Source organism: Nocardia asteroides (assembly GCA_019930625.1).
GTDB classification, from domain to species: Bacteria; Actinomycetota; Actinomycetes; order Mycobacteriales; family Mycobacteriaceae; genus Nocardia; species Nocardia sputi.
Genome location: CP082844.1, coordinates 1,617,210 through 1,640,272, shown reverse-complemented (window position 1 = coordinate 1,640,272; position 23,063 = coordinate 1,617,210). Strand labels below are relative to the sequence as shown.

Sequence of the window (23,063 nt, the reverse complement as noted above, 5' to 3'; positions counted from 1 at the left end):
GCCGGTCGCGACGGGGCCGATCGAGATTCGCCCGCCGATGGCGAGTCCGGTCGCCCGGCCCCGGTGACCGCCCTCGCCGCATCGCCCGAGCTCGCGGCCGTGGTCGAGCGATGGAATCCCCAGGGTATGGCGCTGCTGCGCGCGGTGCGCGGGTCCGGCGAGGCGGGCGTTGTCACTGTGATCGGTCCTCCCGATGTCAACACGACCTTGTTGCGCACCGAACTGGCCCGGTTCGAACCGCGCGTCACGCTGTCCGAGCCGCTCGCCGACGGGAACGCGGCGGTGGAGACCACCTCGCCCGCCGTACCGGCGATCATTTTGATCCTGCTCGACGCGGGCACCACCATCGGCGCGGACATGCTGGGGGTGATCGACCGGTTGCGTGCGAACGGCACTCGCCTGCTGCTGGCCATGAACGGCATCCACGCCTACCGGGACTGGCAGGCGGTACGCGCGCGTGACCTGGAGCTGCTCGCCGAGCGAGGCGCCGCGGACTTGGACATCGTGCCGGTCTCGGCGCGGCTCGCGGCCGCCGCGCGAACCGCGGGCGACGCGGGATTGCTCGATCGCTCCGGTCTCGGCGCCCTGCACGCGCAGCTCACCGCGGCGGCGGCCGCCGGTGGGGGCCGGTCGGACGCGGTCATCGGAAGAGTCTTGGCCGACACGCGCCACCGGGTGGTCGAGCAAGTGGCCGCCTTGCGCTCGGGCGCCGAAGTGGCGCGGCTGCGTGAGCAACGTGCCGTGCTACTGGCCGGCCGCGACGGCGGACGAGCCACGGCGATGTCCGCCCTGCGCGGGCAGCTGCACCTGGCGCGGGTGGACCTGATGACCGAAATCGGCGCGAGAATCCGGGCGCTGCACACCGCCGCCCGCGCCGAACTGGATCGGCTGCGCCCGGCCGACCTCGCCGGCTACCCCGCTCGGCTGCAACACGCCGTCACCGAACTGACCGGTGAACTCGACCACGTCATCGATCTGCGGATCGCCGAAATGGGCGCCCGGGTCGAGAGCGCGGACGCGGGTGTGCCGCCGCGACGGCGTGACCCGGCCCCGCGGGTGGGCCCCGATCCGGATCCGCGCCATCGGGGTGTCGAAGATCACCTTATGATCGCGCTCGGCGCGTCGGCGGGTGTCGGGCTGGGTCGCCTGCTGGTTGCTCCGTTCTCGCTCGTACCCGCCCTCGACGTGGCGACCGTGCCGGTGACTTTGCTGCTCGGCGGCGGTGCGGCGGCGTGGGTGATGCGGGCTCGCGGCCAGCTGGCGGATCGAGCGCACATCCGGCAATGGGTGGCCGACGCGCTGGTCAATGTAAAAGCGCAGCTAGAGCAGCGGGTGGCGACCGCGCTTGTGGAAGCCGAGACCGTTCTGGCCGACCACGTGGTCCAAGCAAGCACCGCGCGAATGATCGAGGCCGATCGCAGGGTGGCCCGGCTGGAGGCCGATTTACGCAGGTTGGCGGCCGAGCAGCCGGGACAACTCGCCGCATGCGAGCGCGACATCCGGATCCTCGACCGCTGGATCTCGCCTGTTGAAACGAGCGACCAATTGGGTACACAGTGAGGAACCCGATACCGTACCGGTCGTCACATGGCGTTAACCTCTATTCAGGAACTTAGGCGTCCGCTAAGTCCTGATCTGCCGCCCTCCTGGGGTGCGCGTTCGACCGGTCGGAGCGGGCGCCTTCCCGCCAACGGTGGCGCTCGGTGCATTCGCGCTGGTCATGGGCCTAGGGCCAGGCGGCGAAGCAGCGAGTAGTCGCCCATCTCAGGAGAGTTTTCATGACGTCAGCGACCATTCCTGGTCTTCGTGGATCCGACGGCAAGGCGCCGACCGAGCACAGCGAACTACTCGCCTGGGTACAAGAAGTCGCCGAACTGACCCAGCCGGACCGAGTGGTGTGGGCGGACGGCTCCGACGAGGAATGGGAGCGGCTGACCGACCAGCTCGTCGCGGCGGGGACGTTCAAGCGGCTGGACGAGAAGAAGAAGCCGAACTCTTTCCTCGCCCTGTCGGACCCCTCCGACGTGGCCCGGGTGGAATCCCGCACATTCATCTGTTCGAAGTCCGAGGCCGACGCCGGCCCGACCAACAACTGGGTCGACCCGACCCAGATGCGTGCCACGATGACCGAGCTCTACCGCGGCTCGATGAAGGGCCGCACCATGTACGTGGTGCCGTTCTGCATGGGTCCGCTCGGCGCCGAGGATCCGAAGCTGGGTGTCGAGATCACCGACTCCGAGTACGTCGTGGTGTCGATGCGCGTTATGACCCGCATGGGCGCCGCCGCCCTGGAGAAGCTGGGCGCCGACCGCCCGTTCGTGAAGGCGCTGCACTCCGTGGGCGCGCCGCTGGCCGACGGCCAGGCCGACGTGCCGTGGCCGTGCAACGACACCAAATACATCACCCACTTCCCCGAGGACCGCGAGATCTGGAGCTACGGCTCCGGCTACGGCGGCAACGCGCTGCTGGGCAAGAAGTGCTACTCGCTGCGAATCGCCTCGGCGATGGCCCACGACGAGGGCTGGCTGGCCGAGCACATGCTGATCCTCAAGCTGATCTCCCCCGAGAACAAGGCGTACTACATCGCCGCCGCGTTCCCGAGCGCCTGCGGCAAGACCAACCTCGCCATGATCCAGCCGACCGTGCCGGGCTGGCGCGCGGAGACCCTCGGTGACGACATCGCCTGGATGCGCTTCGGCAAGGACGGCCGTCTCTATGCCGTGAACCCCGAGTACGGGTTCTTCGGCGTCGCGCCGGGTACCAACCGCAGCTCGAACCCGAACGCCATGGCCACTTTGGAGGCGGGCAACACCGTCTACACCAACGTCGCGCTGACCGACAACAACGACGTCTGGTGGGAGGGCTTGGAGGGCGAGCCCGATCACCTGATCGACTGGAAGGGCAACGACTGGTACCAGCGGGAGACCGAGACGCTGGCCGCTCACCCCAACTCCCGCTACTGCACGCCGATGGCGCAGTGCCCGATCCTGGCGCCCGAGTGGGACGACCCCCAGGGCGTGCCGATCTCGGCGATCCTTTTCGGTGGCCGCCGCAAGACCACCGTCCCGCTGGTCACCGAGTCCTTCGACTGGCAGCACGGCGTGTTCATGGGCGCGACGCTGTCCTCCGAGCAGACCGCGGCCGCCGAGGGCAAGGTCGGCACCGTGCGCCGCGACCCGATGGCCATGCTGCCGTTCCTGGGCTACCACGTCGGCGACTACCTGGGGCACTGGATCAACGTCGGCAAGAACGCCGACGCCGCCAAGCTCCCGAAGATCTTCTACGTCAACTGGTTCCGCCGTGGCGAGGACGGGCGCTTCCTGTGGCCGGGCTTCGGTGAGAACTCCCGCGTGCTCGAGTGGATCATCGGCCGCATCGAGGGTTCCGCCGATGCCGAGGCGACCGCGATCGGTAACGTGCCGACCGCCGCGCATCTCGACTTGGACGGGCTGGACGTCGACGCCGCGGATGTCGACGAGGCGCTTTCCGTGGACGCCGGGGAATGGCGTAGGGAGATACCGCTGATCGAAGAGTGGTTCGAGTTCGTCGGTGACAAGCTGCCTTCCGGCGTGCGCGACGAGTTCGAGGCGCTCAAGCAGCGTCTGGGCTGACACTCCACCCAAAGTAGCATCGCCCGCACCATCCGGCAGGATGGTGCGGGCGATTTGTTCTGCGCGACAGAGGATTTGCCTGCCTCGTCCGGCAATCGGTCACAGTCGCAGCGTTATTCGGTGAACGGCGCCAGGCGGATCATGGCCAGGAAGCCCGCGCTGTTGAGCCAATGGATCCGACCCTTCGGCACAGCTTTCGCTTCCGCTCGGAACGCCGCGACCACGTGCCGCTTGAAGCCCAGTCGCGGATGACGCCGCAGCAGTTCGTCGACCCAATCCCCGTCCAGCTCCGCCAGCCGTGTTCCGAGCACGTCCGCCGACGCTCCCGCGGAGACGAACCCGCCGGGGTCGCTGAGATCGTCGGCGACCCCGGGTGTGACGTGGGCGGCGATGGCCGCGCCGATAGCGGTGGCGCGTTCCTGGGCTGCGCCCGCATCGAGCGCGAGGGCGGCAGCCCGTTCGCCGCCCGTCACCGCGAAACAGCGTCCCGGCGCGGGATGTTCGAGTTGCAGGTCGTGCAGCAGACATGAGACGTAGACCAGCTCGTCGTCATAGGCTGCGCCGTCGAGATCGGCCAGGACCCGTCCGAAGTAGTAGGTCCGCAGCGAGTGATTGAGCACGGGGGGAGTAAGCGCCTCGCTCGCCTCCGTCTCCGCCGCGACGGCGAGCTTGGAGTCGGGCAACCGTAGGCCGGCGAACTCCAGCTTTCCGCGCCCCCGCCTGCCCAGCGCGAGCCGGACCCGGTTGGGCACCATGGCGGGCAGCGAACGGGCGGCCGCGACCGCCAGCCTGAGTCGTTGTTCGGTCGACAACGCGCCACCGGTGCGGGTGGCCCATGCCCAATCGAGGCCCGTCGGTCCGGCCACTTTGCCCTCCTTTTCCTCGAAACTCGGTGTGCACTGAAGTCAAGCCTGTGTCAACATCCACGACGAGTGGCGGGATTGACAGTAATACTCGGATTCGTGCCAAACTGGTAGGCGATGAAGCAGGTCGTGGCGCTGGCGCTGGACGGCGTCATGGCATTCGACCTGGCGTGTGCCGTCCAGGCGTTCCGGCACGGTCCCGGTAAGACCGGCGAGCCGTCCGGGTTCGAGATGCGGACCTGCGGGTTGCGCCCGGGTCCGGTGTGGACGCCCAACGGCTTCGAACTGCGGGTGGAGCACGGGCTCGAGGCGCTCGCGGAGGCGGACGTCGTCGTCGTGCCCGGGATCGGCATTCCCACCCTGCCCACGCCGCGTGCGGCGCTGGACGCACTGCGCGACGCCGCGAGACAGGGCGCGACCATGGTGAGCATCTGCGTCGGCGCGTTCATCCTGGCCGAAGCGGGTCTGCTGGACGGACGCCCCGCGACCACCCATTGGGCTTACTGCGGTGAGTTCGCGCAGCTGTATCCCGCGGTGAAACTGGACCCGACGGCGCTGTATGTCGACGACGGCGACGTACTCACCTCGGCTGGGCTGTCGGCGGGCTTGGACCTGTGCCTGCACCTGGTCCGCAGGGAGTTGGGCGCGCACGCGGCGGCCGAGCTGGCCAGGTGGAACGTCACCGCTCCGCACCGGGAGGGCGGTCAGGCGCAGTACATTCCGGACAGGCCGGGCGTGCGAGCCGTCGACGGCGGTCTCGCCGCCACCCTGGCCTGGGCAATCGCCGAACCCGCTGCAGCGGTGGACGTTTCGGCGCTGGCCGCGCACGCGTTGATGAGCGAGCGCACTTTCATCCGCCGGTTCAAGGCGGAAGTGGGCACGACGCCGCGGCGGTGGCTGGACGCGCAGCGCACCGCTCGGGCCCGGGAACTGCTGGAAACCACGCGTTTGCCGGTGGAAGTCGTTGCGGCGAAGTCCGGTTTCGGCAGTGTCACCGCACTGCGGGTGCACCTACGCGCGGCCACGGGTGCCACGCCGGCCGCGTACCGCCGATCACTGGCCAGGTGAGCGCGGCGACGCAACCGAACGATTCGGCGAATGCCGTTATCGGGGAACCGTTTCGAACGATCCGACCAGTTGGTGTCCGGTGGCCGGTGTCATGTCGCGTCGTGCCGTCGCGCGCGGATTCCCGAAATTTCCACGGATCGACGGGTTTACCAGTGCATGGAATGGGGTAATGATCTTGGTAAGAGATTTCGTGTAGTTGTAACTTATGCTTGGCGTGTTCTTCCTTCCGCATCACACAGTCGGATTACTGACGGTTAACTGATCGACTGAACGACTTCCCTTCCGACGTCGGACCCGCGGTGCCCGCGGCGTACGGCGAGATCGACGCGCGAGAGGTGGTTGGAGCATGGCCGATCTGGAGACGGCGACGTCCCTTGCCCCAATGGTTGCCGAATTCGATTCGGCGACCGCGAGCACGCCGCTGCGCCGGGTCGCGGAGCGGCTGCGCGCGGTGTTGCCCCCCGGGTGGCGCGTCGAGATCGTCGACGCCCCACCCCCGCGTTACGGCAACCGCGCCCCACTCCTGCGGGTGGTCATGCCACCCGACTGATCATCCGGTCCAGCCGAGCGGCATGAGCAGCGACTTCTGCTCGCAGAACGAATCCAAGCCCTCTGGGCCGTTCTCGCGTCCCAGCCCGGAGGCCTTGTAGCCGCCGAACGGCGAAGTCGGGTCGAACGCATACCAATTGATCGCGTAGGTGCCGGTACGCACCCGCGCCGCGATCTCGGCGCCGTGCTCGACGTCGGCCGTCCACACCGAACCGGCGAGGCCGTAGACCGAGTCGTTGGCGATGGCGACGGCCTCGTCCTCGGTCTCGTACGGGATGACCGACAGCACCGGCCCGAAGATCTCCTCCTGGGCGATGGTCGACTTGTTGTCCACGTCCGCGAAGATCGTCGGCTCGATGAACCAGCCGCGGTCCAAGCCCTCCGGGCGGCCGCCCCCGAGCACCAGTCGTGCGCCCTCCGCCTTTCCCTTGGCGATGTAACCCTCGACCCGGTCCCGCTGTCGCTCGGAGATCAGCGGACCCAGTTGCACGCTCGGATCGCTGGGGTCGCCCACCTTCATCGTCTTCACGTGTCCGACCAGCGCGTCGAGTATTTCGTCGTACCGGCTGCGCGGAACGAGGATGCGGGTCTGCGCGACACAGCCCTGACCGCTGTTCATCAGGCCGGAGAACGCGAGCATCGGGATGCCTGTCGCGACGTCCATGTCCGGCAGCAGGATCGCCGCCGACTTGCCACCGAGTTCGAGCGAGACACTCTTGAGCTGACCGGTGGCGATCGCGCCGATCTTGCGGCCGACCGCAGTGCTCCCGGTGAAGGTCACCTTGTCCACACCGGGATGGGAGACGAGGTACTCGGCCGCGTCGGGCTCGGCGGGCAGCACCGAGAGCACGCCTTCGGGCAGCCCGGCCTCGGTGCAGATGTCGGCGAGCATATTGGCCGTGATCGGCGTCAGCGGGGACGGCTTCAGTACGACGGTGCAACCGGCCAGCAGGGCGGGGGCGAGCTTGTTGGCCGCGAGGAACAGTGGAACGTTCCAGGCGGTGACCGCCGCGACGACGCCGCGCGGCTCGCGGGTGACCCGTGTGGTGCCGAACCCGCCGACCCGGGTCTCCTGCCAGGGGAAGGACTCGGCCAAAGCCGCGTAGGCGTCCAATGCGGCGACCGCCGGGATCTGATTCAGCGTCATCGCGATCATTTGCGGTGCGCCGACCTCGGCGGTCAGCGCGGCGAGCAGATCGGCGGAGCGCTGTTCGATCAGCCGGGCCACGCGGGTGAGCACCGCGGCGCGCTCCTTCGGCGGCGTGGCAGGCCAGGGGCCGTGGTCGAAGGCGTGCCTGGCCGCGGCGACCGCGGCGTCCACATCGGCCCGGCTCACCGCGGGCACGCTGCCCACCGGCTCGACCGTGACCGGCGAGATGACCTGGATGCGCTCGGCGGTGGCTGGAGCGGTCCAGCGGCCGCCGATGAACAAGCTGTCGTAATGCATGAGAACACGTTACAGTTTTGCCCCCTCCTCTGTCTGTAACCTGTTCTAATTTTGGCCGATCGCGAGGCCCTGACCGGTGTGAATCCCGACCTCTCGGTTCGCTTTTCGCAGAACGCACTATTGCGTTCTGTTGCTGGAAAGGGGATGCTGTAGCGACATATCGGCTTGCTCCATTACCGAACCGTTACCGCAAACTGGGGAGTCCGAGTCATGGCGGTGCAAGTGATCGGCCGGTCGCTGATGACCAGTGATCAAACCGAGCATCAGGCTAAGTGTGTCGGCAGCGGTGGGTGGGTGGTCTCCTTCCTACCCGGCCGCACCCTGACGATCGAGCAGGCGACTGCGGCTATGCAGGCAGCCGAGGCGGTCGCCGCCGTCGGGATGCTGGCCGACATGGTCGGTCTGACCACGCTCGAGACCGTCGGGTTGGCTATGCGGGAATCGCCGTGGAGCGAGCCCGTGCACGCGCCGTGCGGGAAGCGGCACTGGCGTCGAGGATGGCTGGAGCCTTACCTCGGCTAACTTTTAGTTGCCACAACGACCAGATTGCTCACAAGTAACTCTCGCATCATGGGTACCCGGACCAACCACCACGCCCAGTGGGGGTGGTAGCGCGGAAAGACGGTGTGCACCTCGGCCGGAGTGCCTGCTGCCCAGCGCAATCCGTCCGCGGCCCGCACCGCGAACAGCGACCTGCCGAACCTGTTCTTGGGTTCGCGTCCGTGCTTGCGCCGGTAGCGGCGCGCGGCGTACTCGCCACCGAGATAGTGCCACGGCCCGGTCTCGTGCCCGCCGAACGGGCCGTGCCACACCGTGTAGGAGAGCACGATCAACCCGCCGGGCCTGGTCACCCGCACCATCTCCTCGGCCATCACCCACGGCTTCGAGACGTGCTCGGCGACGTTCGACGAGAAACAGATGTCGAGCGCGTCGTCGCGGAACGGCAGCGCCATCCCGGACCCGCGCACCGCGCCCGCCACCGAGAGCCCGGCGGCGTGCATCTCCGACGGGTCGGGTTCCACCGGTATGTAGCGGGCCCCCGTGTGGGCGAACTCGTCGGCGAAGTAACCCGGTCCGCCGCCCACGTCGAGGATCGTCGCGCCGTCCAGCGACCGGCCGGTGAGGTCGGCGTAGAAGTCGGCGATCATCGCCGCGGTGTCGGCCGCCAGACCTCCGTAGAACAGCGCCGGGTCGGTCTGCTCGAACCGGAAACTACCGAGCAGCCGCAGCGACCGGCGCAGGGTCGCCCGGCGGGCGAACCGGGGCGAGCTGCCGCGCGTCGGCGTTTTTTCGGCTTTGAGCACGGCGCCGAGTCTCGCACAACCCCGATGGTGGGCCTCTCGGGCGGGTGCTCGGGTTAGGGTGTAGCGCGACATCCGACGTTCCCAACCGGGACCTACTGACCGAGAGAAGCTCCACCGTGCGCGAAGTCCTCCTGCTCTGCTGGCGTGACACCGGGCACCCGCAGGGCGGCGGCAGCGAGCGGTACCTCGAGCAGGTCGGCGCGCAGCTCGCGGCACGCGGGGTCAAAGTCACCCTGCGCACCGCCCGCTACCCCGGGGCGCCGCGGCGGGAACGTGTCGACGGCATCGACATCAGCCGGGCGGGGGGACGCTACACGGTGTACCCGCGGGCGCTCGCCGCGCTCCTGCTCGCCAGAATCGGCCTCGGCTCGTTGCGCGGCGTGCGGCCCGACGCGGTGATCGACACCCAGAACGGCATCCCCTTCTTCGCAGCCGCCGCCACCACGGCCCCGTCGGTGGTGCTGGTGCACCACGGACACCGCGAGCAGTGGCCGGTGGCGGGCCGGGTGGTCGGTCGCATCGGCTGGTGGATCGAGTCGCGGCTGTCGCCCCGCGTGCACCGGCGCAACCAATACCTGACCGTTTCGCTGCCCTCGGCGGAAGAACTCGCCACGCTCGGTGTGGACCGTGCGCGAATCGCGGTGGTCCGCAACGGAGCCGAACCGGTTCCAATCGACGCGCCGACGGGCGCCGCGGAAACCCGCACTGCCGCACCCACTGTCGTGGTGTTGTCCCGGCTGGTGCCGCACAAGCAGATCGAGGACGCGCTCGCGGCCGTGGCCCGGCTGCGTGACCGTATTCCCGGTCTGCGTCTCGACGTGATCGGCGGCGGCTGGTGGGCGGACAACCTGCGTGACAACGCCCGTGAACTCGGCATCGCCGACGCCGTCACCTTCCACGGGCACGTGGACGAGCGCCGCAAGCACGAACTGCTCGCCCGCGCCTGGGTGCACGTGCTGCCTTCCCGGAAGGAAGGGTGGGGCCTGGCGGTGATCGAAGCCGCTCAGCACGGTGTGCCGACGGTCGGATACCGGAGTTCGCGCGGGCTCACCGATTCCATCGTCGACGGCGCCACCGGCATCCTGGTCGACGACGTCGCCCAGTTGGCCGACGCCGTCGGCGATCTGCTGGACGATCCGGGAGCGCGCACCGTCATGGGTGAGAAGGCCCGCGCCCGCGCTCGCGAATTCTCTTGGGAGCAAACCGGAAAGGGCGTGTACGAGGTCCTGGTCGCCGCTGCCCGCGGTGAGCATGTCACCGGATTGATCGCGCCCCGGACGGTCGACTGAACCCAGCGCGCCGAGAAGCGCGGGTGTGTTCGTCGCGGAGGCCGGTGCTCACGGGGAGCCGTTGCTCGGGCAGTCGCGTGCGGGTCGGTCCTAGCGCTGCGTTCTGGCGCGGGCGCGGGCGCGCGTACTCAGAGCGACCAGCGGGCCCGCGACGAGTAGCGCGGCCCACAGCATATGGGCGGCGGCGGTGACGGAGCGTTGCGCGGTCGTCGATCCACCGCGCTCGATGACACCGGGCACGCGATACAGCGCCAGGTCGGCGTCCTCGTAGATCCGCTCCAGTTGGGCGAGAGTCGTCGCCGATGCGCCGAGCGGCCCGGGGGTGGTCCGTTCGACGAGGACCCAGCCGACTCCGAGGCCGGCCAAGTCCGCAGCCGAGGCGCCGTGGAGCAGACGTGTTTCCGTTTCTCGCGCGCGAGAACCTTCGCCGGACACCGTACGCCCGCGCACCGGAAGCTCACCGGTCTGCAGGACGTCGTTGGGCAACATGCGCGGCGCCGGGTCGAGCACGGGCGCCGGTCCGCTGTAGCGGAACTTGCGGAACATCCCGCCCGGCAGCACCGCGACGTCGCCGGGGCCGTCCATACGTTCGGCGACCTGCTGCCAACCGGCGGGATAGTGCACCGCCCGCACGGCGCCGCCGACGCCCCACGCGAGGTCGTAGAACGGCAACACGAGAAGGACGACGAATACCGCCGCGACCGTGGACGTCACGGCCGGAGGCGCCGCCGCAGGCCGATCTGTTGTCGTGAACCGCTGTGCGGACGAAAGGCGCCGGGCCGCCACCGCGCATCCCGCCGCCGCGCACAAGGCATAGGCGGGCATGGCGAGGGCCACGTACTTCTGGGTGTCCCGCAGCAGTCCCGCGCCGGGCACGTGGGTGACCAGCCACTCCAGTGCGTGCATTCCCCACGCCGTCGCGCCGAGCGCGGGAAACAGGACCGCGACCGCCGCGAGCAGGAGCAGCGCGCGGCGGACATGGCGGTTGTCCGGGTCGGCGCCGCCCTTGGCGACGGAGCGCACGCCCAGCGCGACTATCACCAGCAACAGCAGCGTCGCGATCGTGGCCAGCGGCGTGGCGCGCGAATCCGGTACCGCTTCGGAGTTCCAGATCCCGCCGAGGCCGGCCAGGCTGCCGAGCGTGCCGAGGCCGGGTTCGGCACGAGCGGCGAAGGCCGCGATGCCCGCGGGATCGGACGGCTCACTGCCCGCGCCCGACAGCACCGTCGCGGCGAGCCATGGCGCCGAGCCGACCAGCCACAGGACGAACGTAGCGGGCAGTTGGCGTCGATGGACCAGGGCGAACGCGGTCGCGCCCGCCAACAGCGCACCGGTCGGTGTGAGCCCCGCGGCGGCGAGGAATCCGGCCAGGGCCGCCCAGGCGGTCGCCGTTCGCGCACTCCCGCGCTGCGCCGCCTCGATGGGCAGTTTCCTCCGGTCTCTGCGCGCCGCGTCGGATCGCGCGCCGTTGCGGAAACGTGCCGTCGAGTCGGCTGCTGTGGCCGCGCCGAGGCGTTCGGACGAACCGGTTGTCGGTGCGTCCACCGGTTGGGCTTCATCGGTCTGCCCGCCGGTCTCGGTCGTATCCGAGATCGGGGCTTTGTCGACGTGCTCGGCTTCATGCGGTGGGCGGTCTGCTACCAGGTCGTTCTCGGGCTGGGCCGGTGGATGCGACAGAAATCCCTCGCGTTTCTTCGCGGTGGCCGTCGATCGGAGGCGGTAGGCGGCCAGGGCTGTCCACGGCAGAGCGGCATAACCGGCCAGCAGGCTCCAATGCCCCTGTAGCAGGCGCTCGGCCACGTACGGGTTCCACAGCGCCACCGTCGCGGCGACCAGTTGTGGCCCGAGCGACGCGCGCAGCAGTACGCGAGCGAGCGTCGCCGCCCCGTACGCCGCGGCCCACAGGGCGACGATCAGGATCGCCTTCACCAGCACCCCACCGTCGACGAACGCCGACAGCACGGCGAGCAGCGCGTCCTGCGGCACCGCCCGCGGCGCCGCGTCGCCGAGACCGAGCGCCGAGTCGGTCGGATAGCTGCGCGGCGTGCTCACCGCGTCCCGCAACAGCAGATACCCCGGCGCGGCCAACGGCCCGGTCACGAGCAGAGCCCCGGCCGCGCTGTACACCGCAGCCACCGCTCGATCCCGACCGCTCCCGCTCACGCCTGAGCACTGTACGTCCCCATCACCGCCGCCGCAGGGCCGAGCGCGCGTGGGCCGTGCCGTTGGCGTTACCGGCCCTGCCGTGTGCGAGCGCCCGAACCGCGCTCCGAAACTGTCGCGTCCGCCGCGAGCAGGTCGCGTGGTCCGGCGGGGCGGGACGCGGGACCGGGTGTGCGGGTGGGACGATGGGCGGCGTGTCTGCTGTCCATCGGTTTCCTGTGGTGGCGGATCTGACGTGGGTGACGGCGGGTGCGATGACCGCCAACGTCGCCGGGTATCTGCTGCAGCTGCTGGCCGGGCGGTGGCTCGGGGTCACCGGATACAGCGAATTCGCGAGTCTGCTCGCGGTGCAGCTGCTGTGTGCGGTGCCCGCGCTGGCGTTGCAGAACGTGGTCGCCCGGGAACTCGTGCGCGGGGCGGGAATGGCGGCGCTGCGGGGGCTCCAGTGGCGGTGCGCGGTGATCGTGGCCGCGGTGGCCGCGGTGCTGGTGCCGCTGGTCGCCGTCGCGTTGAACGTCGGGGTGGCCGCCACCGCGGCCGCGCTGGGTGCGGCGCCTGCGCTGGTGCTGTTGTCCGGCGAGCAGGGAGTGCTGCAAGGCGGCAGGCGGTTTCGCGCCTTGGGCATGGTGCTCGGCGCCGCCGGGATCGCCCGGGTTTCGCCCGCCCTGGTCGTCCTCGCGCTGGGCGGCGGCGCGACGCTCGCGCTGTGGGCGGCGGCCTGCGGGGTCGCCGCGGCGGCTCTGCTCGCCAGGATCGTCGCCGGTGTGGCGTCCGCGCGCGTCCCCGGCGGAGTCAGAGCCGACGCGGTCGCCGCCGCCCCGGGCGTGTTGCCGGTGCTGCGGGCCGCCCAGGTGCAGGCGGCGCTGATGGCGCTGTCGTCGGCGGACCTGATCGTGGTCCGGATGGTGCTCGACGACGTGGACGCCAGCCGCTACGCGCTCGGCACCATCGCCACCAAGATCGCCTTCTGGTTGCCGCAAGCGGTCGGTGTCGTGCTCTATCCGCGGATGGCGCAGCCGACGCACTCGGCGGGCGCTATCCGGGCGGCGCTCGCGGTGCTCAGCGGGATCGGCTTGATCGCGGTGCTCGGCGCCGTGCTCGCCGCGCCGCTCGCTCCGCTGCTGGCGGGCGAGGACTACGCCCCGATCCAGGATCTGCTGTGGGTGTTCGCGCTGCACGGCGCGCTGCTGGCCGTGCTGCAAGGCGCGGTGCTGTCGGCCATCGCCGTCGACCGCACTTCGCTCGCGCTGGTCACCTGGCTGGGCCTGGTCGTCGAAGTCACGTTGATGCTCACGCTGGCCCGCTCGACACCGGCGCTGATCATCACGGCCGTATCGGTCGCGGCCACCACCACCCTCGTGGTCGCCGTCATCGTCCTGCGCGCGGCCGATCACACCACACGTCCGGAGCCGCTGCGCCCGGTCGGCTGACCGGAGATCGTTCGCGGTCGACATTTCGAGCGCGGACGATCACGGCGCTGCCCGCGCATTCTTCCGCCCCGTCTGGTGATGCCCGAAGGAGGACGCCACGACGGTTGGCTGCCTGTTTCGCCACCGGGCCGAGTGAGTTGGGGGTGTCCATCCCACCCCGAGGGCGAGATAGCCGAGCGGGCTTCGGCCGCCTCGCGTCCCGGCGTGCGGGCGCGATGCTGCCGATCAATCGAGGCACGCTCGTGTCGCCGAAGCGCGCGGACACCGAAACGAGTTCGGCTCCCCAGCCGCAGGGCGGGGGAGCCGAATTCAGAGGCGGTCAGCCGGATCAGGGTTGTTTGTTGATCCGGATCTGCTCGGTCGGCGCATCGTCGGCGCCACGGTTACCACGCGGAGCGGGACCGGATGAAGCCGCGCCGCTCGGACGCTGGCCAGGGGCGCCGCCCGCCCGTACAGGCCGCGCAGCCGAGCCGCCGCGCAGACCGAGAACCACACCGGCGATCAGCGCGATCACGCCGAGGACGCCGAGGACGATCGGCATGACGCGGCCGTACAGCGACAGCTTGTCGATGTTCTCCTTGGCCACCGAGATCTGCGACTCGATCGTGTTCTCGTCGAACACCAGGTGCGACTTCAGCGCGGTGACCTCGGGCTTGTCCGCGGTGCGCGAGTAGTACAGGTGCAGTGCCTCGCCGCCCTTGACCACGGTGCCGGTCTCCGGCTCGACCCACAGGTCACGGGTGTTGGTGTAGTAGCGCGTCATGGTCACCGGGGCCTCGCCGCCCTCGACGCCCCACTTGGCAGCGGGCAGGCTCAGCCGGTTGGTCGGCGCCTGCACGACGTCCCAGAGGCTGGTGGCGGGCACCGACATCTGGAAGTGGTAGACCTTCGTGTTGTTGACCTCGGTCTCGCCCATGAAGTTCACGTCGTAGGTCTTACGCGTGTTGAGGTCGAAGTACGGGTAGCTCTTCTTCTCGGTGCCGATCGGGAACCGGTACTGCAGACCTGTGTGCTGCACCGGCTCGGCGATGCTCTCGCCCTGGGGGTTCGTCGTCACCGCGATGGAGCCGTTCGGGTCCGTGTCGACCGGCATGCCGGTTACGCGGTCGATGGTGACCCGGTCGATGGTCGCGGTCAGCAGTCCGGTGTCGCCCTGCTTGTCGATGCGCCGCAGCGTCTGGCCCGCCTGCACGGTCATCTGCTGGGCGTCGGCGGGCTCCTCGACGGTGAGGAAGCGCTGCGAGACCAGCGGGACGTTGGTATCGACCTTGGCCGAGCCCTCCGGCGCGGTCAGCGACTTGGAGTCGAGCACGAGGCTGTCCTCCCCCTGCTGATTCGTCGCGATCGTGGTGATCTCCAGATCGAGGGGAGTCTTCGCCAGTTTGTCGACGGTGTAGGTCGGGATCATGATTGCGGCGACGATCAGCAACGCGCCGAGACCCACGAGCAGGCAGGCCACCGTCCTTCTGGTACCGGCACTCAGTGCCATGCAAACTCTCCTCGTCGTAGAACACAGGTCGCTCCGGCGAGCACTGCGGGCAGGCCGCGGCACTCGTGAGCCCCGACACTAACAGTCCGATGTCGTACTATGCCGCGTCGAGGCCGGAAACGGCCGAGAAATCGCCCGAGTCTAACGCGAAATCTGAAACGTCGGGTTATCAACTGTGGATTCGCAAGGCAGACTGGAGCCGATGACAGCGACCCTGCCTACCCCCACGCCCGCCGGAGAACGGGTGCGCCCGCGCGCGTTCGTGCCCGCGCTGGAAGGCATGCGCGGGATGGCCGCGCTCGGCGTGCTGCTGACCCACGTCGCCTTCCAGACCGGAGAATCCGGCACGCCGGTCGTCGGCCGGGTGTGGGGACGGTTCGACATGGCGGTGGCGGTGTTCTTCGCGCTGTCGGGGTTCCTGCTCTGGCGGCCGCACGCCGCGGCCGCGCGCGGACTCGACTCCGCGCCGCCCGTCGGCTACTACCTGCGGCATCGTGCCGCACGCATCCTGCCCGCCTACTGGGTGGTGGTGTGCGCGGTCCTGGTGTTGCTGCCCAGCGCCGCCGGGACCGCGGGCCTGCGGGTGTGGGTGTCGAACCTGGCGCTGCTGCAGATCTACGTGCCCTTGACGCTGACCGACGGTCTCACGCAGATGTGGAGTCTGTCGGTGGAGGTGGCCTTCTACTTGGTGCTGCCCGTGCTGGCGTTCGCGCTGGTGCGCCTGCGCGGGTCAGCGGCGCGCCTGCGGGTGCCGGTGCTGCTCGCCGTGGCCGTCGTCAGCCTCGGCTGGAACTTCATTCCGGTGCCGACTCCGGACGCGATCCACGCGGACAACTGGTTGCCCGGCTATCTGCCCTGGTTCGCCGCGGGCATGCTCCTGGCGGAGCTCGCCGAACATAGCGTTCGGCTATCACGCTGGTGGAAAATCGGGGCGAATCAGCCCCTGATGTGGACGGTCGCGACGGCCGCCTTTCTGCTCGCGGCAACCGATGTGGCCGGTCCCGCCGGGCTCACTCGGGCCGAGCCTTGGCAGTACGTGGTGAAGATGGGACTCGGCGCGGTCATCGGGTTCGCCTTGCTCGCGCCATTGGTGTTGCGGGATCCGGCGGCGCGCGGGCACCGCTGGCTCGAGTCGCCGGTGGCCGCTGCGCTCGGGCGCTGGTCCTACGGCATCTTCATCTGGCACCTCGCGGTGCTGTCGATCGTGTTCCCGGTGTTCGGCATCCTGCCCTTCCAAGGCGACTTCGGTTACGTCCTGGTGCTCACGGTCGCCATCACCCTTCCGGTCGCCGCGGCCAGTTACGCGCTGGTGGAGGAGCCGGTGCGGCGCTGGGTCCGCAGCCGGGACCGGGTCCGGCGAACCGCGGAACCCGAGCCCGCGCCCTGATCGTCGCGGTCAGCCGTCCAGTTGCCGGTGCATGTCCACCAGGTGGTGGCGCAGCTCGTGCAGGGTGTGCACCGCGAGCCAGCGCAGCGAACGCTCGTCGGGCTCCGGGTAGGGAAAACGCAGCGTGCGCTCCCAGTCGTCGTCGCCGAGCCGCTCCAGCACGTTGGCGAACAGCAGCGCGGCGTCGCGGATCTGGCGGGCCACGTCCGCGGGATTCTGCTCGGCGTAGCCGTCGTACTCGACGCGCTCGTCCCGGCCCATCGGCGTGACGGTCGGGTTGTCCGAGCGGCGGGCCTCCAGCACGCGCTCGCGCTGGGCCAGCAGGACATCGCGCATGTGGCAGGCGTATTCCAGGGGCGACCAGACATCGGGCTTGCCGCGCTGTCGTAGTCTGCCGCTGTCGCTACCGAGCAGATCGGCGTATTCCACGGCGTGCTCCCGTGCCAGCGACGGCACGTCGGCCGCCGAAGCCAAGTCGTAGACGAAACCGCATTCGGCACAGGTGTTCACGCGTGGTCACGTTAGCAACCAGTGCCGTTGCGTCGCATTGCGAATGGGCGCCTCGGCGACCCGAGACCGTTCGTGCGTTCCGGTCGGCGCGTCGGCGCGTGACGACGACCGGTGAGCGGTCAGCGCGGTGGCGCCGAAGGCTCGGCATCCTCCGACCGGCCGCCACCGGCTCGTTCGGCGCGTTTCGGCCGGGGCAGCGCCGCGACTCCCACCGCGACGATCGCGACCAGGGCGGGCAGTTGCACCAGCAAGGACCCGCCCATATAACCCTCGGACGAGCGCCATGGACCGGTGGACAGCACGGCGGCCGAGAGCATCGTGCCCACACCCGCGACGACGACGAGGGCCCGGGCGGGGAGATACGACGTCCAACGATGCGCGGCCAAGGCGATCACTGTGACGCCCGCGCCCACCGGACCGGCGATCACGGTGGTCGCACCGGCGAGTCCCACCGCGCCCAGCCAGCGGCGGCCCCAGGTATCCGGCACTTCGCCGCGCGCGTCGGGGGCAGGGGAGTGCGTGTCGGCGCGGACCTGCTCGGATTCGACCGCATCGGTGCGGGTCGATCCGCGGCCGCGACGGGGGACGGCCAGGACAGCGAGCGGCAGGAGCAGCAGCAGGCCGCCGAAGATGCCGAGGCGATACCAGCGATCGACCGGGAAAGCGACCGTCACCGGGCCGGTGGCATCGGCAGGCAGCAGCCAGGCCTGCCGCCAGCCGTCGACCACCACCGGTTCGAGCGCGCGCCCGTCCGCGCTGGTCGCGCGCCATCCGACGTTGGTGCTCAGCGGCAGCACGAGCAGGCGGGTTCGGGCGTCGGACACCGGCGGAGCGGAGGTTTCCGTCCCGGAGCGGTTCAAGCGCAGCCGATCCACGAAGAACAGGTCCGTCGGCCCGACCGCCACGTCGGCCCGGCCCTGCGGCAGCGCGAGCTCGCCCGGTGCCCCGGACTCCGGCTCGGCCGCGTCGTCGGTGCACACCCGGGCGGGAACCGGTGCGCCGGAACGCAATTCGCCGACGGTGGCGGTGACCGTGGTGCGCAAAGTGCGCCCGCCGGCGTCGATCGTCGGGCCCAGCGCACACGGGACGGTGATCTCGCGGTCCAGTGGCGCGGCCGTGGGGTAGTCCGGCCCCAGGACCGTCACCTCCGCCAGGCCGGACGGCTGGGTCTGCACGAAGCCGAGCGCGGTCTTGTCCAGTACCGGCCGCCAGGTCCGCATGCTGAGCTCGATGCGATCGGTCACGGTGGGGTGCAGGGAGATTCGCGTCGGCGCGCCCGGATCGCCGTCGTCCAGCTCGCGCACTTGCGGACCGTCACCGAGATTCACCGTCACCGAGGTGGGCGCCGCGGGCAGGCCGCCGAGCGATGGGGTCAGTTCCAGGCCGGTCACCAGCGCGGGCTCGGGCAGCTCGATCGTGAGGGTCGGCCTGCCGCCGGTCAGTTCGCGGACCGAGTCCTCCGGTGCGGTCCAGCTGGTACGCGGATCGCCGTCGGTCGCGGCGAAGGCGGCGCCGCGCAAATCGCCCACGTCGGCTTTGCCCCTGGCCACCGGGCGGGCGCGGTCGGTGAGCAGCGCCTCCAGGGCCGGACCCTGCCTGGTGCGGACGGTCAGTTCCGGGAAGACCGCCATCGGCTCCGGAACGGTCAGCGTGCGCTGGAACGTGCCGGGCTCCTCCGGCGCCAGGGCCAGACCTTTGCTGCAACGCACCCGGTCGGGCGCGTCGAAACACGCGCTGCGGCCGGGGAATTCCTGGCCGAGATCCCACGCCCGCACGCGAGCGTCGGCTGGACCCGACGGCACCACGGTCCGGTGCCGGATGTCTACCCGCACGGGCGCGTCGCGCTGCGAATAGTCGTCCAGCGCGAGTTCGCTGAGGCCGAATTGCCCGCCGCCGGAGCCGCCTTCGGTTCGAATGGCGGTGATGGTCAGCCACTCGGTGCGGCCCGCGGGCAGTGAAACCGAGACCGGCACACCGGGTTCGGAGACCCGGACCGAGACGGTGCCGTTCGCGGTGCGCACTTCGATCCACTTGATCGGGTCGCCGATGGCGGCCGAACTGGTCGTCATGCTGAGCTGCCCGGCTCGGATGGGGCGATCGAGATCGAGCCGGAGCCACTGGCCGAGGGCGCGTTCGATGCCGTTGCTGATCCACGCGGTGGCCGGGTCGCCGTCGACGACGGCCGCGGTCGAACTGCCCGGCGCCGCTCCGCCGAGCTGGGTGGCGTCCGCGGCCGAACTCGACGCGGTGATCGTGGCGCCGGACCATTCACCGCGCACCAGTTCCGCGCCGGGCACCGGATAATCGGGCACCAGGTTGTGCGTGCGGCGCGCGTCGTCGGGGGCGCGCAGCGCCGAGTTGTGATTGTCCACCCGGCCGAAATCGGCTTCGCGATCCATCGGCGTGTCCGTGACGGTCACCGGGCCGATCGGCAACCCGGCCTCGGCCGCGTCGGCGGCGAGCAAGGTGGGGGTCCGGTTGGCGCCCGGGTCACGATGCATTCGCTCGAGCACTTCCGGTCCACCCTGGACGACCGGAACGTCCCCCAGCGGAACGGTGTACGCGCCGGGGAACGCCTCCGGTGCGCCGGTTCCGCCTCGTACCTCGGCGGGCGTGCCCGGTCCCGGCGCGTCCACCCGGTAGATCTCGATGGCCGGGTACGGCGGGCGCAGGTCGCCGTCGGCCACCAGGTCGTCGGCGATCACCACGGATTCGATCGGATCGCCGAACTCGGCCACCTTGCGCAGGCCGGGCGAGCCGTCGAGCGCCTGGTGGGCGAGTATCGGCCGGGTCGAGCGGGAAGTCTCCGGGTCGAGGTCGTTACGCAGGACGACGACGCCGATGCCCTGGGCCGTCAGTGTCGCGGCGAGCCCCGCCGAGGGCCTGCCGTCGGCGATGAGCCGCTGCACCGAATCCATCGCGCGAATGGTGCCGGGCGGGTTCAGCGGCACCGCGTCGCGGACCGCCCAGGGGGTTTCGGCCAGCGCTTGCAGCGGTTCGTCGCGGGTGAGTCCCCAGACCTGGCTGCCGAAGGGAGCGCCGGGCACCACCAGAGCGCGGGTGTCGACGGCGTTGTCCGCCAGCCAGTCGGCGGTCTGCTGCCAGTACGCGGGCACGTGGTCGTAGGCGCCGCGCGGCGCGAGTCTGCCGGTCCAGGCCAGTGAGGTGGACAGGGCGAGCGCGGTGAGGATCAGTGCCGCGACCGCGACCGCGCGGTCCCGTTCCGGGTGCGCGAACGCGCCGCGCCAGACCGGCAGCGGCGCGGAGGCGGGCAGCGGAACCCGGGCGAGCAGCTGAGCCAGCCCGAGCACGAGCGGGATACGGATCAGCGGCTCCAGCTTGTGCACGTTGCGCAGCGGGGCGCCGCCGGAGTCCAGGAAGACGCGCACCGACTCCGCGAACGGTCCACCCAGCTCACCGACGAATCCGGCGCAGATACCGACCAGCCCGACACACAGGATCAGCACGAGCCTGCCGCGATACGGCATGGACCGCAGAGCCAGGCCCGCCATGCCCGCCGCCGCGACCAACCCGGTCGCCAGCACCGCCGCAGGCTGGGTCACCAGCACCGCGCCCGCGATACGCTCCGGCGAGACGAACGGCGTCCAACTGTCGGTGCCGCGCAGCACTTCGCCCAGCGACGCCCACTGTGTGGTCACGCCCGAGGACTCGATGTAGTCCAGGAACGGGGGGCTCACCTTGCCGAGCAGCAGCAGCGGCACCACCCACCAGAACGTGGCCAGCACCAGCAACGGGATCCACGCCGCGGTGAAACGCCACCACCGCCGGTTCGGCCGGTAGGACGCCCACCACAGCAGAGCGGGCAGGAAGGCGGCCACCGTCGCGACCGCGTTGACCGAGCCCATCAAGGCCAGCGCCAGCGCGCTTCCGGCGGGCGAGGCGGCTCCGCCCCGCCGCCGGTCGCGCCGGGCGACGCCGAGCGCGGCGGGCGCCAGCAGCACCCACGGCGCCAGCATCATCGGCAGCGTCTCCGAGGAGATCGACCCGATGGTGGTCAGTACCCGTGGCGACATCGCGAAGGCGAGCGCGGCGACGACGCGCGACCCGCGCGTCCCGATGCCCAGCGTTTCGCAGAGGCGGACGATCCCCCAGAATCCAGCGAGCAGCAGCAGCGCCCACCAGATCCGCTGCGTCACCCAGGCGGGCACGTTCAGCACATGGCCGAGCGAGAAGAACGCACCGTGCGGGAAGAAGTATCCGTAGGCCTGGTTCTGCACCTGGCCCATCGGCGCCTGGCTACTCCACAGATGGCTCGCGCGTGCGAGAAAGCCGAGCGGATTCTGCGCCAGGTCGTATTTCGTGTCGGCGACCGTGAGGCCGGGCGCCTGCGCGAAGGTCAGCAGGAACGCCGCGACGACGGTCGCGGCGAACCAACGTCTGCCCAGCGGCGCGGTGCTGTGCTGCCCCGGCGCCACGGGCGATCCGAGCGAGTCGGCGGGTGAAGCGGAGGTCAGCGGGTCAGCGGCTGCCGTACTCAACGTTGTTCAGCAGCGAGGAGTCCTTGTCGCCGCTGCGGTCGATGTCCGGTCGCGTGTTCTGCTGGATCGCCATGGTGATCAGGAAGACACCGATAACGCCCAGCACGGCGCCCGCGACGGCACTCGCAACACCAGGGACAGCAAACTTCATCGCGGCACTCCAATACGTCGATGCAGGCACGTTCCCGGTCAACCTAGCAGGGCGTCCGGTATTTGTATGCGTTCAGGCCGCCGAATCTCCGGCGGCTTGTCCGGCGGACCGCCGCCTGGAGCGCACCGAGCAGCTCGGCACGCTGCTGCCGGACGGTCCCGATCGGGCGCTTCAGCGCGAGGGCAGAGCGCAGTGCAGCGCGTCGAGGAGGGTGCGCAGTTTCGCGGTCGTCTCGTCGAGTTCCGCCTGCGGGTCGGAGGCCGCGACGATGCCGCCGCCCGCGTGCGCCCGCACGGTACGGCCGTCGGCCGAGAGTTCCGCACAGCGGATCGCGACCACCCAGGCGCCGTCGCCGTCCGCGTCGCACCAGCCGACAGCGCCGCCGTAGAACCCGCGGTCTTCCTCGATCTGCGTGATTGTGTCCAGAGCCAGATCGGTGGGGGTGCCGCAGACCGCGGGCGTCGGGTGCAGCAGCAGCGCCAACTCGAGTGCGGTGATCGTGGCGTCGCTCAGGCGGCCGGTGATCGGCGTCGCCAAGTGCCACACCTCATGGGTGCTGACCAGCTCCGGTGTGTCGGGAATCGACAGTTCGGCGCAGATCGGGCCGAGCCGCGCCCGGATCCAGTCGATCACGAACGCGTGCTCGTCGCGATTCTTGGTGCTGGTCAGCAATTCCCGGGCCTGGGCGGCATCGGCATCCGGGTCGGGCAGCCGCGGCGAGGTGCCCGCGAGCGGGCGCAGCGTCACGATGTCGCCCTGCCGAGCGATCAGCACCTCCGGCGTCGCCCCCACCAGGGTGGCGCCGGGGCGTCCGGCGGGCGTCAGGTCGACCGCGAAGACGTTCGCGTGCGGATGCCTGGTCAGCAGGTGCCCGGCGACGACTTCCGGGTCGAGCGCCGAACGCGCCTCGGCCAGCACCGAACGCGCCGCGACCACTTTGCGGAGTGGTTGCGCGGGATCGTTGAGCTGCTCGACCAGCTTCGTCACGCGCGCCACGTGCTCGGCCGGGCTCGGTATCTCGGCCACCACTCGCACGTCGGGCAGATCCGGCAGCGCGGCGGGCCGCCAGGGACCCGCCGTGTGCTCGGCGTGCTCCGGCACACACAGCGCGGCGGGCTTGCGTGGATCGAAGGGCAACGCACCGACGACCAGCTCCGCGCGGCCCTCCCGCAGCGCTGCCCGCGCTTTTCGCGCGTCGTCGAAGAAGACGCGGCTCCCATGACCCCGAACAACTCCGTCGGCCCGAGCAAGCAGGAACCCATCCATGACCCCAACCTAACCCCGTCGACGCGCCCCATCGCGC

Annotated in this window: 16 protein-coding genes and 1 pseudogene; 8 read left to right on the top strand and 9 right to left on the bottom strand. The window is 70.3% G+C overall.

The features are described from left to right. The first annotated feature begins 126 nt into the window (after nucleotides 1–126). Together K8O92_07670 and K8O92_07665 are read left to right on the top strand one after the other, a co-directional pair. Complete coding sequence (locus K8O92_07670; GenBank protein ID UAK35503.1) at nucleotides 127–1,560, top strand: hypothetical protein; 1,434 nt, start codon at nucleotides 127–129, stop codon at nucleotides 1,558–1,560. Between the two features lie 218 nt (nucleotides 1,561–1,778). Beyond that, nucleotides 1,779–3,611, top strand: a complete 1,833-nt coding sequence (locus K8O92_07665) for a phosphoenolpyruvate carboxykinase (GTP) (protein UAK33800.1) — start codon at nucleotides 1,779–1,781, stop codon at nucleotides 3,609–3,611. Between the two features lie 113 nt (nucleotides 3,612–3,724). On the opposite strand, the gene K8O92_07660 is transcribed toward K8O92_07665, so the two are convergent. Further along, nucleotides 3,725–4,477, bottom strand: coding sequence for a phosphohydrolase (locus tag K8O92_07660; protein UAK33799.1), 753 nt, complete (start codon nucleotides 4,475–4,477; stop codon nucleotides 3,725–3,727). A 114-nt stretch (nucleotides 4,478–4,591) separates the two neighbouring features. Here K8O92_07660 and K8O92_07655 point away from each other — a divergent pair, with 114 nt between their 5' ends. Together K8O92_07655 and K8O92_07650 are read left to right on the top strand one after the other, a co-directional pair. Next, nucleotides 4,592–5,542 carry a helix-turn-helix domain-containing protein gene (locus K8O92_07655; protein ID UAK33798.1) on the top strand — a complete coding sequence of 317 codons (951 nt, stop codon included), beginning with the start codon at nucleotides 4,592–4,594 and terminating at the stop codon, nucleotides 5,540–5,542. Between the two features lie 346 nt (nucleotides 5,543–5,888). After that, entirely contained in the window at nucleotides 5,889–6,092 is a 204-nt protein-coding gene (locus K8O92_07650; protein UAK36116.1) for a hypothetical protein, read from the top strand. On the opposite strand, the gene K8O92_07645 is transcribed toward K8O92_07650, so the two are convergent. Then, on the bottom strand, nucleotides 6,093–7,538 hold the full coding sequence (locus K8O92_07645; protein ID UAK33797.1) for an aldehyde dehydrogenase: 1,446 nt from the start codon (nucleotides 7,536–7,538) through the stop codon (nucleotides 6,093–6,095). Nucleotides 7,539–7,748: 210 nt separating this feature from the next. Between K8O92_07645 and K8O92_07640 the strand changes: the two genes are divergently transcribed. Further along, a complete protein-coding gene (locus K8O92_07640; protein ID UAK33796.1) occupies nucleotides 7,749–8,060 on the top strand; it encodes a hypothetical protein in 312 nt (103 codons plus the stop codon). Here the strand turns inward: K8O92_07640 and K8O92_07635 are convergent. Further along, nucleotides 8,057–8,842: a class I SAM-dependent methyltransferase gene (locus tag K8O92_07635; GenBank protein ID UAK33795.1), complete on the bottom strand. Its 786-nt coding sequence runs from the start codon at nucleotides 8,840–8,842 to the stop codon at nucleotides 8,057–8,059. The two genes, K8O92_07640 and K8O92_07635, sit on opposite strands and share 4 nt — an antisense overlap. Nucleotides 8,843–8,958: 116 nt before the next feature. Between K8O92_07635 and K8O92_07630 the strand changes: the two genes are divergently transcribed. After that, nucleotides 8,959–10,131 (top strand): glycosyltransferase family 4 protein, encoded by a 1,173-nt coding sequence (locus tag K8O92_07630; protein ID UAK33794.1) that lies wholly within the window; start codon nucleotides 8,959–8,961, stop codon nucleotides 10,129–10,131. Between the two features lie 1,710 nt (nucleotides 10,132–11,841). Here the strand turns inward: K8O92_07630 and K8O92_07625 are convergent. Then, nucleotides 11,842–12,294: pseudogene (locus tag K8O92_07625) on the bottom strand (hypothetical protein). A 185-nt stretch (nucleotides 12,295–12,479) separates the two neighbouring features. On the opposite strand from K8O92_07625, the gene K8O92_07620 reads away from it, so the two are divergent. Next, nucleotides 12,480–13,724: a polysaccharide biosynthesis protein gene (locus K8O92_07620; GenBank protein UAK33793.1), complete on the top strand. Its 1,245-nt coding sequence runs from the start codon at nucleotides 12,480–12,482 to the stop codon at nucleotides 13,722–13,724. A 328-nt stretch (nucleotides 13,725–14,052) separates the two neighbouring features. Here K8O92_07620 and K8O92_07615 read toward each other — a convergent pair whose 3' ends face one another. Further along, the gene (locus tag K8O92_07615) at nucleotides 14,053–15,213 is read right to left on the bottom strand and encodes a DUF3068 domain-containing protein (GenBank protein ID UAK33792.1); all 1,161 of its coding nucleotides are present in this window, start codon (nucleotides 15,211–15,213) and stop codon (nucleotides 14,053–14,055) included. Between the two features lie 202 nt (nucleotides 15,214–15,415). On the opposite strand from K8O92_07615, the gene K8O92_07610 reads away from it, so the two are divergent. Next, on the top strand, nucleotides 15,416–16,600 hold the full coding sequence (locus K8O92_07610; GenBank protein ID UAK33791.1) for an acyltransferase: 1,185 nt from the start codon (nucleotides 15,416–15,418) through the stop codon (nucleotides 16,598–16,600). A gap of 9 nt (nucleotides 16,601–16,609) precedes the next feature. Here K8O92_07610 and K8O92_07605 read toward each other — a convergent pair whose 3' ends face one another. The 4 genes from K8O92_07605 to K8O92_07590 form a co-directional block, all read right to left on the bottom strand. Next, complete coding sequence (locus K8O92_07605; protein UAK33790.1) at nucleotides 16,610–17,110, bottom strand: DinB family protein; 501 nt, start codon at nucleotides 17,108–17,110, stop codon at nucleotides 16,610–16,612. A 119-nt stretch (nucleotides 17,111–17,229) separates the two neighbouring features. After that, nucleotides 17,230–21,609, bottom strand: a complete 4,380-nt coding sequence (locus K8O92_07600) for an alpha-(1->3)-arabinofuranosyltransferase (GenBank protein ID UAK33789.1) — start codon at nucleotides 21,607–21,609, stop codon at nucleotides 17,230–17,232. Then, nucleotides 21,590–21,760, bottom strand: a complete 171-nt coding sequence (locus tag K8O92_07595; protein UAK33788.1) for a DUF2613 domain-containing protein — start codon at nucleotides 21,758–21,760, stop codon at nucleotides 21,590–21,592. The genes K8O92_07600 and K8O92_07595 overlap by 20 nt, the downstream gene beginning before the upstream one ends. 171 nt (nucleotides 21,761–21,931) lie before the next feature. Then, nucleotides 21,932–23,026: an isochorismate synthase gene (locus K8O92_07590; GenBank protein ID UAK33787.1), complete on the bottom strand. Its 1,095-nt coding sequence runs from the start codon at nucleotides 23,024–23,026 to the stop codon at nucleotides 21,932–21,934. Nucleotides 23,027–23,063: the final 37 nt, after the last annotated feature.